We start from the raw sequence: 15176 nt of genomic DNA, 5'->3' as shown, positions 1-15176 counted from the left end.
CCTCAGAATGGCGGGGACGCGGCCATCGTAGAATAATCGATAGGCGGCACGTCTAAATACCAGGATAAATTTTTAGGAAAGCCCATGTCAGTCGCCCTTCCAACCCCCATCCAGCTTCGCAGCATCGCCCAACAGTGTGGTCTCTCGCTGACCGATGAAGACGTTGCCTCCTTCCGGGGGCTGATGCAGGGCACGCTCGAATCGTACAATCTCGTCGCTGCGATGCCCGACGAATTGCCGGCGGTCAAATATCCACGGACCCCTGGCTATAGGCCATCTTCGGACGAAAATCCGCGCAACGCTTGGTACCGCAAGACCACCATCCAGGGGGCCGCCAGCGGAAAGTTGAAAGGCAAGACGGTTGCCTTGAAGGACAACATCATGTTGGCCGGGGTGCCTATGATGAATGGCTGTGCCACACTTGAAGGCTACGTACCCGATTTCGATGCCACGATCGTGACGCGCATGCTCGATGCTGGCGCGGAAATCGCCGGGAAGGTCCACTGCGAGGCGTTTTGTCTCTCCGGCGGTAGCCACACCAATGCAACCGGCCCGGTACACAACCCACACAAGAAGGGCTATTCGGCCGGCGGTTCCTCCTCCGGAAGTGGGGTTGTGGTCGCGCTCGGCGAGGTCGACATGGCGATCGGCGGCGACCAAGGCGGCTCGATCCGCATGCCGTCTTCGTTTTGCGGCACATACGGTATGAAGCCGACCTGGGGTCTCGTTCCCTACACGGGAATCATGCCGATTGAGGTCTTTATCGATCACACCGGACCGATCACGGCGACAGTAGCCGATAACGCGCTGCTGCTGGAGGTGATTGCCGGCGACGACGGCTACGATTCGCGCATCAAGGCACCAAAGGTGGATGAATACACCAAAGCGTTGGGTGCCGGCATCAAAGGAATGAGGATCGGCATCCTTAAGGAAGGATTCGAGCAGCCTTCGGCGGAGGCTTCTGTCAATGAGTGCGTGCGGGAGGCGGCCAAGCGCTTTAAGGATCTCGGTGCGACCGTTGAGACCGTCTCGATTCCGATGCATCTGTTGGGAGCGGCGATCTGGACGCCGATCGGAACTGAGGGCGCGGTCCAGACCATGATGTACGGCGACGGCTATGGTGTCAGCCGAGGCGATCTATATCCAACGTCGCTCATGGATTTCCATCGCGGTTGGCGGCGGCAGGCGGATTCGTTGTCCGAGACGACCAAGCTGTTCCTGCTGCTCGGCACCTATATCAACAACACCTTTGGATCCCGCTTTTACGGCAAGGCGCTCAACATCTCACGCCGGCTCGCTGCAGCATACGACAAGGCCCTCGAGAGTTACGATCTCCTGCTCATGCCGACGACACCGATGAAGGCAACGCCGCTGCCGCCTTCCAATGCCAGCCGCGAGGATTACTTCACTCGCGCGATCGAAATGTTCACCAATACCGCGCCGTTCGACATTACGCATCATCCAGCCATGTCACTGCCCTGCGGAATGGTCGACGGATTGCCAGTCGGCCTGATGCTCGTCGGTCGTTACTTCGAGGAATCCACGATCTACCGTGCCGCCCATGCCTTCGAACAAATAGGTGACTGGAAGAAGATGTAAGGCGAGCTGCGCTGGCGCGCGGGTGGATCTATATGACTAACACATTCATGGCGGCATTCGACATTCTGAGCTTCAGCGCGATCATGGTCCTGATCGTGCTAGGCCTCGGAGTCATCGCGAGCATGATGGGCATCTTCAATTTTGCCCAAGGCGAGTTCGTGTTGCTCGGTGCCTACATTACTTATCTCGCCTATCATCATGGTCTGCCGGTGTGGGTCGGTATGGCTGCCGCACCTATTCTCGTCGGATTGCTGGGCTTTGTGCTCGAAGCGCTCATGATCCGCCGGTTCTATGCGGCACCCATCGTGGCGATGCTCGGCACTTATGCGCTCGGCCTCGTCATCCGAGAGACGGTGCGTGGCCTCATTGGCGGCTTGTATCTGACGGTTCCGGAGCCAATTGGCGGATCTATCGGTATCGCCACCATGCACATCTCGGCCTGGCGCTTTACGATCCTCGTGATCACGGGCTTGGTGTTGGGAGCCTGCTATCTGCTGCTGTCGCGCACGAGCTTCGGCCTCCGCGTTCGGGCGACACTTGAAAACCCCGCTCTGGCGCGCGCATCTGGCGTTTCGACGACGTTCATCTATGGCGCTACTTTTGCCTTCGGTGCAGCGCTAGCGGGGCTCGCCGGTGCGCTTATTGTGCCTGTTTTCGATCTATTTGCCGATCTTGGAGTTCGTTTTCTGATCCAGGGATTTGTTGCGGTCATGGTTGGTGGGGTCGGCTCCTTCATCGGACCAGTAGCAGGCGCTGGCATCATCGGCGCTGTCAGCGCGGCGCTGCCATGGGCTGTGGCACCGGTCGTCGCCGATGTGCTCGTCTTCGTACTTGCTATCGTTTTCGTCAAGTGTCGGCCGCAAGGCCTCATCGCTCAAAGGGGAGTGTAATCATATGATTGTTGATCGCGTCCAACTTACACGCCGTCGTTTCCTTTCGAACTTCGCTTTCACGGCTGGTGCGATCGCTACAGGAGCCGGCAGCTGGGTGATCCGGCCCGACTGGGCCAATGCCGCCGAAGGTCCGATCAAGGTCGGCATCGCGATCGATCTCACCGGCCCGATCGGCTTCGCCGGAAAGGCGGATGCCAATGTTGCCAAGATGGTGATCAAGGAGATCAACAATTCCGGCGGACTGCTGGGCCGACCGATCGAGCTCTATATCGAAGACACCGCCTCCAATGAATCGATCGCGGTGGGTAACGTGCGCAAGCTGATCCAGCGCGACAAGGTGGACATGGTCCTCGGCGGCCTCGCCAGCTCAATGCGCAACGCCATCAAGGATGTCATCGTTTCACGGGGCAAGACGCTCTATATTTATCCGCAATTCTATGAAGGTCAGGAATGCACACCATACCTGTTCTGTACCGGCGCCACCCCGGCGCAGCAATGCGACACATTTATACCTTGGCTAATCAAAAACGGCGGCAAGAAGTTTGCCCTTCCAGGCTCAAACTATATCTGGCCGCGCAACCTGAACGCATATGCTCGTAAATTGATCGAAGCCAATGGCGGGGAGGTCGTGTTCGAGGAGTATTATCCTCTCGACCAGATCGATTTCTCCGCTACCGTCCACGCAATTATCTCGAACAAAGCTGATACCGTCTTCAATACCGTCATTCCTCCAGGCGTCGGTCCCTTATTCAAGCAGCTTTCCGAAGCGGGATATCTCAAGAATGGCGGACGGCTTGCTGCCGTGAATGAGGATGAAAATTATCTCAGCCTCCATGCTGCCAATGAGATGGAGGGGCTTGCAAGTTGTCTCGACTATTACAAAGCAGTCGCAAAGGATGATCCGGTCTCCGCCAGAATTCACGCGGCCTATGAGAAGGAATATCCTGGAGAGTCCCTGTTTGCAGCGAGCAGTGCCGCGCCCAGTACCTACCGCGGGCTGAAGCTTTGGGAGGCCGCCGTCAAGGAAGCTGGAAAGGTCGATCGCGAGTCAGTCGCTGCAACGCTCGATCACGCCAAGATCGCGGAAGGTCCGGGCGGACCGGCGGAGATGGTTCCCGGCAAACGTCACTGTAGGATGAACATGTACACGGCGGTTTGCAAGAGCGGGAAGTTTGAAATCGTGCAGCGCAGCAACGGGCTTGTCGAGCCCAGGGAATGCTGACGAACCCCCAATAAAGCCATGAGCGCGGTAGAAAGGCCCTCGGTGCCCACACTAGAAGTCAATCTCGCAGCTGCCGAAATCGGTGAAACAGCCTTTGCAGGACGGGTTAGACCAGTCCTGTTCATCATCGAAGGGCTAGTGCTTATTGGAGCAATAGTGCTCCCGATGATGCTCCACGACTATCTTACGGTGTTTGCGACCCGCGTCGTGATCTTGGCGCTCTTCGCTCTCTCATTCGATCTCGTGTGGGGGTATGCCGGGATCATGAGTTTCGGGCAGGCCCTCTTCTTCGGCTCGGCAGGCTACGCCGTTGCGTTGCTTGCACGGGACCTCGACATCACCTCGATCCTTCTGGTGCTGCCCGCAGGCACACTGATCGGTTTCGTCTTCGCGATGCTGCTCGGTGGTTTTCTACTCCTCGGCAGGCATCCGGCCAGCGTGATCTTCGTTTCGCTCGGGACTCTTACCGGTGCCTATGCCGCCGATCGTCTCGCTCGCGGCTGGTACTACCTCGGTGGCCAGAACGGCATTCCCTCGATTCCGCCGATGACGCTCGGCACTTACGAATTCTCGGAAGGGCCGGTGTTTTACTATCTTGCACTGGGGCTTCTCGTCACTGTCTACCTGGCATGCCGCTTTCTGGTGCGCTCGCAGTTCGGGCTCGCGCTCGCCGGCCTGCGCGAGAACGAGCAGCGCATCGCTTTCTTCGGATACAAGACACAACATTTGAAAGCCATAGTGTTCGCGATCGGCGGCGCCATCGCAGGCTTGGCCGGCAGCCTCTACGCTTCCCAGGAGGGTTTTGTCTGGCCCAATATGGTCGGCGTTGTTGTCTCCACCCAGGTCGTGCTCTACGTGCTGTTCGGCGGCTCGGGTACGCTGATCGGCGCGGTGATCGGTACGGCTATCGTCGAAGGCCTATCCTTTTGGCTGTCGGACAATTACCGGGACATTTGGCCGATCATTTTGGGCCTGCTTCTGCTCGGCGTGATCCTTTTCCGGCCTCTCGGACTTATCAGCATGGTGCTCACGGAGCGCGAGCGCGTGGGCAGCTTCGCCGCGAAAGCGCAAAAGAAGAAGGCAGAGCATCATGCCGCTTCTTGAAGCCGCAGGCATTCGCAAGATCTTCGGAAAGCTTACAGCTCTCGAGGAGGCGGCGCTCACCGTCGGCGAGAACGAGTTCCACGGATTGATCGGGCCCAATGGCTCGGGCAAGAGCACGTTGATGAAGTGCATAGCGGGGGCGGAGGTGCCAACGCAGGGCAAGGTCAGCTTCATCAATACAGATATTACTGCATTCACGCCCAGCGAGCGCTCCCGAGCTGGCATGAGCCTGAAGTTTCAAATCACATCGGTACTGCCAACCCTCACGCTCTACGACAATATCCTCCTCGCGCTGCAAGGGCATTGCTCGCTGCTTGATCTTGTCTTGTCGCGCAGCCGCAGACAGCTGCACGATCAGGTCATGATGATGCTGACCCAGTTCCGTCTCGCCGATCGTGCGTTCGATGCCGCCGCAACGCTTTCCCACGGCCAGCAGCAATGGCTAGAGATCGCGATGGCGCTCGCCGGCAAGCCACAGCTCCTGCTGTTGGACGAGCCTACCGGAGGCATGAGCCTTGAGGAGCGCCGCGTCACCGGCGAACTCTTGCGGCCCATCAAACAGCATTGCTCCATCGTCATCGTGGAGCACGATCTCGATTTCATCCGCGACATCTGCGACCGCCTCACGGTCCTTGACCAAGGTAGGGTGCTGGCGACAGGGAGCGTGGCCGAGATCCAGGCCAACAAAAGTGTCCAGGAGATCTACTTACGCCGTGCTTAAGAAACAGTTCCTCGACATAAGGCATCTTGACGCTGGGTACGGGCGCAGCCAAGTGCTGTTTGATCTGACCCTCGGTATTCCCTGGCGAGGCGGTGTCGCCGTACTTGGCCGTAACGGTGCAGGAAAGACCACGTTAATGAAAGCCATTGTCGGCGAGCTACCAAGCTGGAGAGGCGAGGTGGTCTTTGATGGCCAGGCATTCAACCGTCTTCGAACTGAGCAGCGTGTGCGCGCTGGCATTGGCTATGTGCCGCAAGAGCACTCGGTGTTCGCACGCCTCTCGGTGCGGGATAATCTTGCGATGGGATCGCTCTTCAACACCAACGCTTCAGCGATTGACCGCGTCCTGACGATGTTTCCTAAGCTCGGCCACCGCCTTGATCAGGCAGCGGGCACACTTTCGGGTGGCGAGCGTAAGATGCTAGCGATCGGGCGCGCCTTACTGGGAGACCCAAAACTATTGCTGCTGGATGAGCCGACCGAGGGAGTTTGGATCGGGGTGATCGAGGAGATCACCGAACGGCTGACTGAACTCGCGAAGGAGATCGCGGTCGTCATTGTCGAGCAGCACCTCGATCTCGCATTGCGGGTCGCGGACCACGCATACGTGCTCGATCGTGGCCGCATCGCGCTGCAGGGCGCAGCAGGGGACGTCCGCGGTAATCCTGAACTTCTGCGGTACCTCGCGCCGTAAGTGTCTAACCTCAGTCCTGGATAGAGCCACTTCCAGCCTTTCGCTACGCGACCTGACTGCGCAAGGCCTTGACGTCGCAGTTCGGGACCGGCGTCCGAGCAAGGCGAGAGTGCCCGCGGAACCATTGCGGCATCTTACGGCAGCAGCCGAGGTACCCCTCAACCTGCTTGTATCCGATCCATAGGTCGGATGCCTGATTGATTCGCTGATCACGGCCATAGTGAGCACTGTTCTGGCGAACCTGGTGCTCAGCAAAGAGCCACAATTGGTTAGTTGGCTCAAGAGTTGCGGATCGGCGGATCGGCGGATCGGCTCGATCGCTAGCTCTGCTCCGGCCGCGCTGACTTTCGCGTGTCCGGAAAGGACAAGCAATGATGTCTGCCAACCGAGCAAATTTTCGCGCTCATCAACACCGACTTCGCATTGTTCGAGAATGACGAAGCAGAAGTACCTGAGGTGCGTGGGGGAGCCGGAACGGCTCGCATAGACGCCGCGCCGTGGTCTCGGCAAGGCACTTAGACCGTCGGTGATCTCCAACTGATGCATCTACCCAACTTTACCCAACTCCGGCCGCCTCCGTTCTTATGCTCCGGTTTCAGTCATCCTAGACCACGAGAGACTAGAATGGTTCGGGAGAAAGATCGTGTCTCACCATCGCGCGGACGACCAAGAGGCAGTCCGGGATGGTAACCTATCCAAAAGTCCTGCTTCTGCATCGCCGGCAGTGGCGATTGTCGCCACGCTGGACACCAAGGGTCGCGAGGCCTCTTTTCTATCCGACATAATCCAAAAATTCGGTCGAAAGACCGTCCTGATCGATATCGGCACATCGTCGGGAGGCAAGGCTATCGATTCTGCGAGGCGCTCGCTTTCACCTGCTGAGCTCCTGACACAGATCGCCGCGTCGACCCGCGCGAGGGTGGCTGAGCTTGGAGGCAATGGCACAATCGACGCCATTGTGGCCGTTGCGGGAGGGAAGGGGAGCGCCGCCTTCGGCGAGATCGTCTCCGATTTGCCGTACGGCTTTCCAAAGCTGCTGGTGACAAGTGCGCGGCCTGCGCTTCTCGCTGAACTGGCAAGCCATCACGACATCATATTGTACCCGACGCTGGTCGATCTCTTTGGTGTCAATGCCTTTACGGCAAAAGTGCTGGAGAATGCAGGGCGGGCGATCTCCGCCATGCACTATCAATCCAACAACAGCAAACGCGAGCGGAAGATCGTTGCGATCACAGCCTTTGGCGTGACGACGCCTGCGGCAGATCAGTGCGTGTCCCTACTTGCCGATGCCGGTCTGCACGCGATCGTGTTTCCAGCCAACGGAGCCGGTGGCCGGAAGATGGAGCAGTTGATCGCTGCCGGCGAATTTGATGCAGTGATCGACCTGACTACGACGGAGTTGGCCGATGAACTCGTGGGAGGCACGGCCAGTGCGGGCCCCGATCGGCTCAAGGCGGCTGCGCACCAACAGATCCCGCAAGTGATCGCGCCCGGCGCCGTTGACATGGTTAACTTCGGTCCGCCCTCCAGCGTACCCGATCGATTCCGAAACCGGCGCTTCTACTCCCATACGCCCTACACAACTCTGATGCGTACGACGCCGGCCGAGAACATTGATATCGGCGCGCTTACGGCCGAGCGGCTGTCGCAGGCTAAGGGGCCTGCCATTGTGCTTTGGCCGGCTAAAGGTGTGTCGGACTACGACCGGGAGGGTGGCGTATTTCGAGACGCGGAAGCCGACCACGCTTGGCTTGAGGCAATCAAGACCAATGTCCGGCCAGAGATCACAGTCCGCGAGCTCAGCTGCCACATCAACGACCGTGAATTTGCCGAGACCGCCGTGACGTGGATCGTCGAGCAGCTCGGGCTGGGAGGCTTTTCTCGTGCAAATATTTGATCGCGCGGAAATTCTTTCGAGGATCGCAGCCCAAGTTGCGGACCGAAAGGCGATCCTCGCCGCGGCCAGCAGCTGTGGGTTGGTTGCCAAATGCGCCGCGCTCGGGGGAGCCGATATGCTGGTCGTCTACAGCACAGGTCTGTCGCGGCTCATGGGCCTTCCCACCAGTCGCATCGGCGATTCCAATGCCCGTACGCTTGAGCTCGCTGCGGAAATTCGCAACGTCGTATCTTCTGTGCCTGTGATTGGGGGCGTTGAAGCCTGGGATCCTCTCCGGCTTGATCTTGATGCCCTTCTAGACAAGTTCTCCGCTGCCGGCTTCTCCGGCGTGATCAACTACCCGACCATCTCCACCATGGGGGAAAAATGGCGTGACCGCCGCGGCCGTGTCGGGCTCGGCTTCGAGCGCGAGCTTGAGTTGATTGCGACTGCTCGCAAGAAGAACATCTTCTCGCTCGCCTACGTCGCAAGCCCAGAAGACGCCAAGCTCATGGCGAGCAGAGGAGCGGACTGCATTGTCCCTCATGTCGGCGCTACTCGCGGCGGTCTGGTGGGCCACGAGGATGGACAGCCGATCCAGGAGGCGATCAGGAGCATTAACGAAATCAACGCGGCAGCCAAGGCGGTTCGATCAGACATCATTCTTCTCTGCCACGGCGGCGCAATCGCAGAGCCGCAGGACACGTATGAAGTTTATCGGTCGACCGATTGTGTCGGCTTCGTTGGCGCCTCCTCCATCGAACGGATCCCAATCGAACGTGCAGTGAAGACGGCGGCAGAGGAATTTAAGGCCGTTCCTCTGCCCGGGCAAACTGATGTTCATCGCAAATAAAGAAGAAACCGGGATGAAAAAGCCAATCAGCCAATCAGGCATGGAAACCAGGACAGCGCTTCCCCCAGCGGGCAGATCGCCGGAGTATCGCGAAACTGATCTCCTCGTGATCGGTAGCGGTGCGGCCGGTCTGTCCGCCGCTCTCTATGCGGCGAAAGCTGGACTACGGGTGATCGTCTGCGAAAAATCGCCGCGCCTCGGCGGAACGACAGCTCTCTCTAACGGCATGATCTGGGTGCCCTGCTCGGTTCAAGCGCGGTCCGCGAAAATCGACGACTCGCTCGCCAAGGCTCGGACCTATCTTCAGCATGAGCTTGGCAATCACTACCGGCCGGACTTTATCGAAGCCTATTTAGAGGACGGTCCAACCGCGCTTGCTTCGCTCGAGCACGGGAGTGAGGTCAAGTTCACGCTGGCCCCAGCGCCCGACTATCACTCCAGCCAAATCGGTGGCGCAGACAAGGGTAGGGCGCTCAGCCCTGCGCCCTATGATGCGCGCCTTCTCGGCAAAGACTTCGATCTCATCGGCGATCCCATTCGGGTTGTACTCGGAGGGATGATGATCTCGTCCGGTGAAGTCCGAAGCTTTCTCAATCCGTTTCAATCCATCTCGTCCCTCAAGCACGTCTTGCGTCGCGTGAGCCGCTACGCACGCGATCGCTTGAGCTACAGGCGCGGTACGGAATTCAGTGGAGGCAACGCGTTGATCGCACGCTTGCTGGTGAGCTTGCGCAAGCTCGATGTCGAAATATGGCCGGCGTCTCCTCTTCTTGAACTCATCAAGGAGGATGGGCGAGTCACAGGTGGGATCGTGAAACATGCCGGTTCCGAGGTACGCGTGCGTGCTTCCCATGGCGTCATCCTCGCAACGGGTGGCTTCGCCCGCAACGCACAGCTGAGAGCGGAGCTGAGCGGACCACATCAGCATGACGATACGCTGGCTCATCCCGATGTCATGGGCGATGGCATTGAGCTTGCAGAGAAGGTCGGAGCCGCAGTCGACAAGGATGTCGCGTCCGCAGGCTTCTGGACACCGGTATCGATTCTCAAGACGGGCAGCACGTCAAAGGTGGTCCCGTATGGCTGGCTCGATCGCGGACGTCCCGGCGTTATTGCAGTCGCGCCGAACGGGCGCCGGTTCGTAAATGAGTCCAACTCTTACCATGACATCTGCCTGGCGATGTTCGCTAACGGATACCCCACAGACAAGCGGTTCTATTTCGTCTGTGATTCCGAGTTCGTTCGCCTTAGAGGCATGGGGCATCTGTTGCCATGGCCATGGACGATAAGCGTCGGCAAATACGCTCGACTTGGATATATCAAGGTGGGCCGAACAATCGCAGAACTCGCCCGAGAAATCGGGCTCGCCCCCGACGTGCTCGAGAGGACGATCGAGGAGCACAACACCCATGCCGTCATAGGGATCGATCCGCTCTTCAAACGCGGCGAGTCGACCTTCAACCGCACGCTTGGAGATCCAAAGGTCGGAACAAAGAACCCGAATCTAGGACGGATCCGAAAGGGCCCCTTCGTGGCGCTGCCGATTGTTCCGGCAACGCTGGGCACTGCGTTGGGCCTCGCGACTGATAGCTGCGGCAAAGTTCTCGATGGTCAACGCAGGCCGATCCAGGGTCTCTACGCCTGCGGCAACGATATGACATCGCCAATGCGCGGAATCTACCCCGGAGCAGGGATTACAATCGGTCCTGCGATCGTCTTCAGCTACCGCGCCGTGGCGGATATACTCGCCGCCTCAAGCACGAAGAATCGCGTAGCATCCTAAATGAAGGAATGCGATTGCTGTCCTAGCTTCTCTCGAGGTTGTATATGCTCGGTGTCTCGTTCAAGCTGGATGGCTGATGTGGGCAAGGAGCGCCATTGTTAGCCTCTCTGGCTTGATGCCAGGGCGCCAAACAACGAGAGGCCGCCGCGCGCATGGTAATCTCTCGAGTGTTATGTTCTCCGCGCGACTTGGTCTTGGTCGACGAGTGATGATAAAGAGCCGCGACGATCCGCCTCCTCTTCCAATTACCGATGATGCCTGACCTCGGCGCGGCCTGCACACACAATCGGACGATACATTTCTGCATGGCCAGGATCCGCTCCGAAACACGCAGCTCGCCACGCGCAGTTCGCGACGCGGCGCGGCTACTATCTGGAAGGGACGCGTACAGCTATGATCGCGGCGACATTGCCGGCTCATCGTGTGGAAGACCGGCAAAAAGCTGGCGATTCGGAAAAGGAATTTAACCGCCTGTGGACTACGTCGGGCGAACAACCGGCGCGCTGCGCAACCTGAATGTCTTCCATTTGGGGGGCTCTTTTTGAATATGAACGATGTGACGCCTGACGTGCGCGCATTCTTGGTGCTCTGGGCGCAAGCCTTCAACGCTCACGACATCGAGAAGCTGGCAGCCTTATACGCACCTGACGCCGTGCTCTACGGTACAACGAGCCCGGAGCTCCATTCGGGGGCAGAAGAGATTCGCACCTATTTCCGTAACACGGATTCGGTGAGATTTGAGACGTGGCGTTCCGTCAGATTAGGGGATGGCCTCGTTCTGGTTGTGGGCAATTACCTCTTTTCGCAATCTTCGACAGACGACGTTGGGACGATACCGGCGCGCTTTACGCTCGTACTCTGCCACAAAGACAGCTCGTGCCAGATCTTGCATCATCATTCGTCCCGCAGACCCTGATGGTTCGCTTTGGCGACTTTGACCGAACCGAAGGGGCATGGGACATCACGTCCAAGCCTTCCCACTTATCTCGGATCGCATGAAATGCGGGCGTGAACCTTCTTCGCACCACAATTGTTACTCTGATGCGAAGGTCAGCATTCTTCCGTGACCGTAGCGTATCTCGCGGCGATCTTACTCCTGATCGCGGCTGGTTCGAGGATTCTGGCATGTAGCCTCGGAAAAGCGCTTACAGAGTGGGCAAGCAATTGTCGGCCGTCATGGTTGGTGCGTGTTCCTCGTCAGAGTTCTCTCTCTCTCTCTCTCTCTCTCTCTCTCTCTTCCTCGTTGCCCCGGCGGCCTGACAGCGTTGCATCGTCGCCCAGCGACAGCGATACGTATTTAGAAACGAGTGGGGTGTCCGGCTTCTCCACGGCTGGTTTGGCGGATCACGACGGCCATTCTTCTGGTGAGCCGTCTGATTCCCATTGTTGTGGCCATGGAGGGCGGGAAACGCACGATGAGCGCAAAGTGCTCTCAGTTCTGCGTGCGGAATCCAAAATGTGTATCCGCCGGTAGGCAACCCCGAAAGTCCCACCTCGAGGCTGAAACCTCTGCCGCGTAGGCGGCGGATCTTACGAAACTGCCTCTGATCGCTGAGGTCGCCCGTCCGATTTACCCAAGCTTACCCCTATGCTCGCCTCAAGCCCCGTGACCCAGGCGAGATCGTCTGGAACAATGGCGACTAGAAGCAAAGACTTTCTCAGGCTCTAACCACGTTCTAGTCCGCGAACTCGATTCATTCTCCAGACGCGATCGGAAATACGTCGGCAGTATCAAAAGGGGCGACAACAAGATTCCGTTTAGTTCCTCCGCTCCGCTGGCAGGCCGGTTCGTCTGCTTCCTCCCTAGACTTAGCCCGCTGTTGGAGAAATCCGGCAGCGGCCTTTTTTAAAGTGTACCGGCTGCGCCAATCATTCATGCGAACCTCACGAGGCAGTTCGCTGACGTTTTTGCGGGGGCCATGGAAGTGCGTGCCACTCGCAGCGTCGTTGGGTTTCGTGTTGGCGCAATTCAGTGACGAGATGGCTCATCTCGAATGAGCGAGCTTCTTTGTAGGCCGTATTACTTCGCCTGCGGTCGGAGAGGCGCCGGAATTCGTCAAAGCATCGCGATAAGTCGACGAAATCTGCCGATGAACTGCGCTAGTGTGCCAGTCAAACTCAATTACTCCGATACAATGTATGAGGTCACAGAGATCGGCCTGGTACGGCAGCGCGATATCCCTAGGTGTGGTGCAATCTGAACCTTAACGCCGCACCGCAGACGTAGTTGTTGTCATGTTGTAAGTCCACATTTGCCAGGTTGGTATGGGCTATCCTTTTCTTTCGGGCGGGCTAATAAGCTCAGGGGTGATGCTTTGCTACACGCGTCATTATGGCCACCACAAACCGGAAAATCCGCAGGCCGGAGACTAGAGTTCGGCTATTGCGCACTCCGGTCTTGTGAACCTCTCAACATCTAACAATCAGAATTATTGAGGCAAATCATGCCGTTTACTGACGTCGTGCCCGTTGGCACGTCAGAAGACAACATTCTCGAAGTCCTGGAAAGTATTAAGGACGAACTCGAGTCGGATTCGAGGCTGGTTGAGCGCTGCCGAAGTCATGTTCCTGCCATGCAGGTCATGTCGCGAGACGAATCAACGATTCTGATCAAAGGCACATTTGACGAGGGCCTACGAAAAATGATGCTCGCGCTCGGCAGAGATCCTTCATCGATTGAATTCGAGGTATCTATCTCGTTGTCGTCCGGCACGACCTTGGTTTACACGGCAAGTGATGCTCGCAGTATGGCTAGTTCTCGGGCAATCATGGAGCATATCGAGCGGGAGCTAGACGGTATTCTCGACAAGTTCTTCAGCAAAATAACTTACAACGCGCGCAAGGCCCGCGCGAAGGAGTACATCAAGAAATATCTCCCCAAAAAGCTCGGGCCGATGATCCGTGCGCTGGATCTTAACGGTGAACAGGGAACCGTGAAAAAGGTTGTCACGGTCATCAGCCGTAAATGAACGCATTTCCGAACGATTGGTTTTTCATTCGACGTATGCTCGACACGATCGGCTCGCGAACGCTCTTCGTGTACGTCTACGGTGCCACGTTCATCACTTGGTTCATTGGTGTCGTTCAGAGTTGGGGCTTCGATTTGAGGTTTCCACATCAGTGGATGCTGATGTTCCTCTGCGGTCTTTGCTATTTCGCAGCCGCCCGAATTTACCAGACCTGGGGGCCAGGCGTGGGCAGCCCGGATTATGCTCAGCTTTATCTGCAAGAGACTGACTTTACGTCCCGGATCAAGGCAGCTTTGGAATCGCGTATCCGTGCGGAAACCGAAATAGATGCAGCAGAGTACGGCAGTTTGCTTAGGAAGATTGGCTCCTTAGATCTCGTCCAAGGAGATAGAGAGGCAATTCTGCGCCATGTGAAGGATACTTACATCGGCGCTCGCGTGATTGAGATCGTCGCAAGGGAGTATGGATCGATATTGAAACAGTCGAGTGCGACGGGCCGACTAACGCAGTTTCGGCAGGCCCAAATATTCTGCTATGGGCTTATATACCTTTCCATTGCTCTCTCTGCTGCCAACTACGCGATCACCATCTGGAAGGTCGTCTCTAAGGCGTAGGTGACCATCTTCCTTCAGGCCAAGAGATTCGCGCAGCACACGTGCGAACTCGGCTGCGACCTGCGGCGTAACTTCCTTGGCCCCCACTCTCTGCGCAGCCCGCAGGATTGCCTTGGTATCCCTGTCCATCCGTCCCCCTGGGCTCAATTGTCCCGCAAGTGTTGGACGCAGTACAAATGAAGGGTGAAAGGCGAATCGCTGCCTTGACCTCCCTATTCTGCCACTAAATGTTGTAAGAACTGATTACCTTGGGTGCAGATATGGGGAATGAACAGGTTTTTAATGTCAAAGCTGCAGGTCGTGCACCAATGCTTCGAGGCCCAGCTCGGGCCAGGTCAGTCCAAGGTTGCAGGAAAGCAGCTCTGGCCCCGCTTAACGTGCTTACGAGGGCTCACGATGATCGACCACGCCCTGGCGCGAGAGACCCATTGCCCTTGGCAGCGCAGGGACGAATCTGCAGATTCGCATGCACGTTGAGGAGCGGGCCCGGCTCGGCGGAAGGTCGGTGGCAGAGGCGCCGACACCGTAGGTCGACGGCAACGCATGCCTCATAAAGCCTTGGGACACTCGATAAGCGCTCGGCACCCGGATTCGATCAATTCTGATCGCATGACGGCAGGCCGCCGGCGGCGGCGGCATTTGGTTTTCCTTGCCCCGAATGACTGTCCGCGATTGCTGTTGCGAAGCAGCGACACACCAAACTTCATCAGACCGGCCGCACAGCTCTCGACGTCCTGTGCTTTCCTAGCAAAGCCGACATTGAGTAGGCGAACACGCGACCTCCGGCTATAGCGCGACGATCTGGGTCGGAAGAGCGCGGCGATCAGGATGGCGAGTCAGTGTCGCGG

The 15176-nt window shown here is 57.8% G+C and carries 12 protein-coding genes; all 12 read left to right on the top strand.

Annotated elements, in window-relative coordinates; genetic code table 11:
• Positions 1 to 84: 84 nt before the first annotated feature.
• On the top strand, positions 85 to 1599 hold the full coding sequence (locus XI04_RS10795) for an amidase (RefSeq protein ID WP_271596544.1): 1515 nt from the start codon (positions 85 to 87) through the stop codon (positions 1597 to 1599).
• A gap of 32 nt (positions 1600 to 1631) precedes the next feature.
• Complete coding sequence (locus tag XI04_RS10790) at positions 1632 to 2489, top strand: branched-chain amino acid ABC transporter permease (protein WP_271623665.1); 858 nt, start codon at positions 1632 to 1634, stop codon at positions 2487 to 2489.
• Between the two features lie 7 nt (positions 2490 to 2496).
• Entirely contained in the window at positions 2497 to 3714 is a 1218-nt protein-coding gene (locus XI04_RS10785; protein WP_271623690.1) for a substrate-binding protein, read from the top strand.
• A gap of 18 nt (positions 3715 to 3732) precedes the next feature.
• The gene (locus XI04_RS10780; RefSeq protein ID WP_271623664.1) at positions 3733 to 4818 is read left to right on the top strand and encodes a branched-chain amino acid ABC transporter permease; all 1086 of its coding nucleotides are present in this window, start codon (positions 3733 to 3735) and stop codon (positions 4816 to 4818) included.
• A complete protein-coding gene (locus tag XI04_RS10775) occupies positions 4805 to 5539 on the top strand; it encodes an ABC transporter ATP-binding protein (protein WP_271623663.1) in 735 nt (244 codons plus the stop codon). Before XI04_RS10780 ends, XI04_RS10775 begins: the two co-directional genes overlap by 14 nt.
• The gene (locus tag XI04_RS10770; protein ID WP_271623662.1) at positions 5532 to 6233 is read left to right on the top strand and encodes a branched-chain amino acid ABC transporter ATP-binding protein; all 702 of its coding nucleotides are present in this window, start codon (positions 5532 to 5534) and stop codon (positions 6231 to 6233) included. Before XI04_RS10775 ends, XI04_RS10770 begins: the two co-directional genes overlap by 8 nt.
• A gap of 643 nt (positions 6234 to 6876) precedes the next feature.
• Complete coding sequence (locus tag XI04_RS10765) at positions 6877 to 8130, top strand: Tm-1-like ATP-binding domain-containing protein (RefSeq protein ID WP_271623661.1); 1254 nt, start codon at positions 6877 to 6879, stop codon at positions 8128 to 8130.
• Complete coding sequence (locus tag XI04_RS10760) at positions 8117 to 8962, top strand: phosphoenolpyruvate hydrolase family protein (RefSeq protein WP_271623660.1); 846 nt, start codon at positions 8117 to 8119, stop codon at positions 8960 to 8962. The genes XI04_RS10765 and XI04_RS10760 overlap by 14 nt, the downstream gene beginning before the upstream one ends.
• Complete coding sequence (locus tag XI04_RS10755; RefSeq protein ID WP_271623659.1) at positions 8946 to 10745, top strand: FAD-dependent oxidoreductase; 1800 nt, start codon at positions 8946 to 8948, stop codon at positions 10743 to 10745. The genes XI04_RS10760 and XI04_RS10755 overlap by 17 nt, the downstream gene beginning before the upstream one ends.
• Positions 10746 to 11292: 547 nt before the next feature.
• Positions 11293 to 11661 (top strand): nuclear transport factor 2 family protein, encoded by a 369-nt coding sequence (locus tag XI04_RS10750; protein WP_271623658.1) that lies wholly within the window; start codon positions 11293 to 11295, stop codon positions 11659 to 11661.
• A 1528-nt stretch (positions 11662 to 13189) separates the two neighbouring features.
• The gene (locus XI04_RS10745) at positions 13190 to 13714 is read left to right on the top strand and encodes a hypothetical protein (RefSeq protein ID WP_271623657.1); all 525 of its coding nucleotides are present in this window, start codon (positions 13190 to 13192) and stop codon (positions 13712 to 13714) included.
• Complete coding sequence (locus tag XI04_RS10740) at positions 13711 to 14328, top strand: hypothetical protein (RefSeq protein ID WP_271623656.1); 618 nt, start codon at positions 13711 to 13713, stop codon at positions 14326 to 14328. The genes XI04_RS10745 and XI04_RS10740 overlap by 4 nt, the downstream gene beginning before the upstream one ends.
• Positions 14329 to 15176 lie beyond the last annotated feature (848 nt).

It is taken from the genome of Bradyrhizobium sp. CCBAU 11430, assembly GCF_028128855.1.
GTDB classification, from domain to species: Bacteria; Pseudomonadota; Alphaproteobacteria; order Rhizobiales; family Xanthobacteraceae; genus Bradyrhizobium; species Bradyrhizobium ottawaense.
The sequence above is the reverse complement of the archived record's forward strand: the minus strand, read 5'-3'. Positions and strand labels throughout refer to the sequence as shown.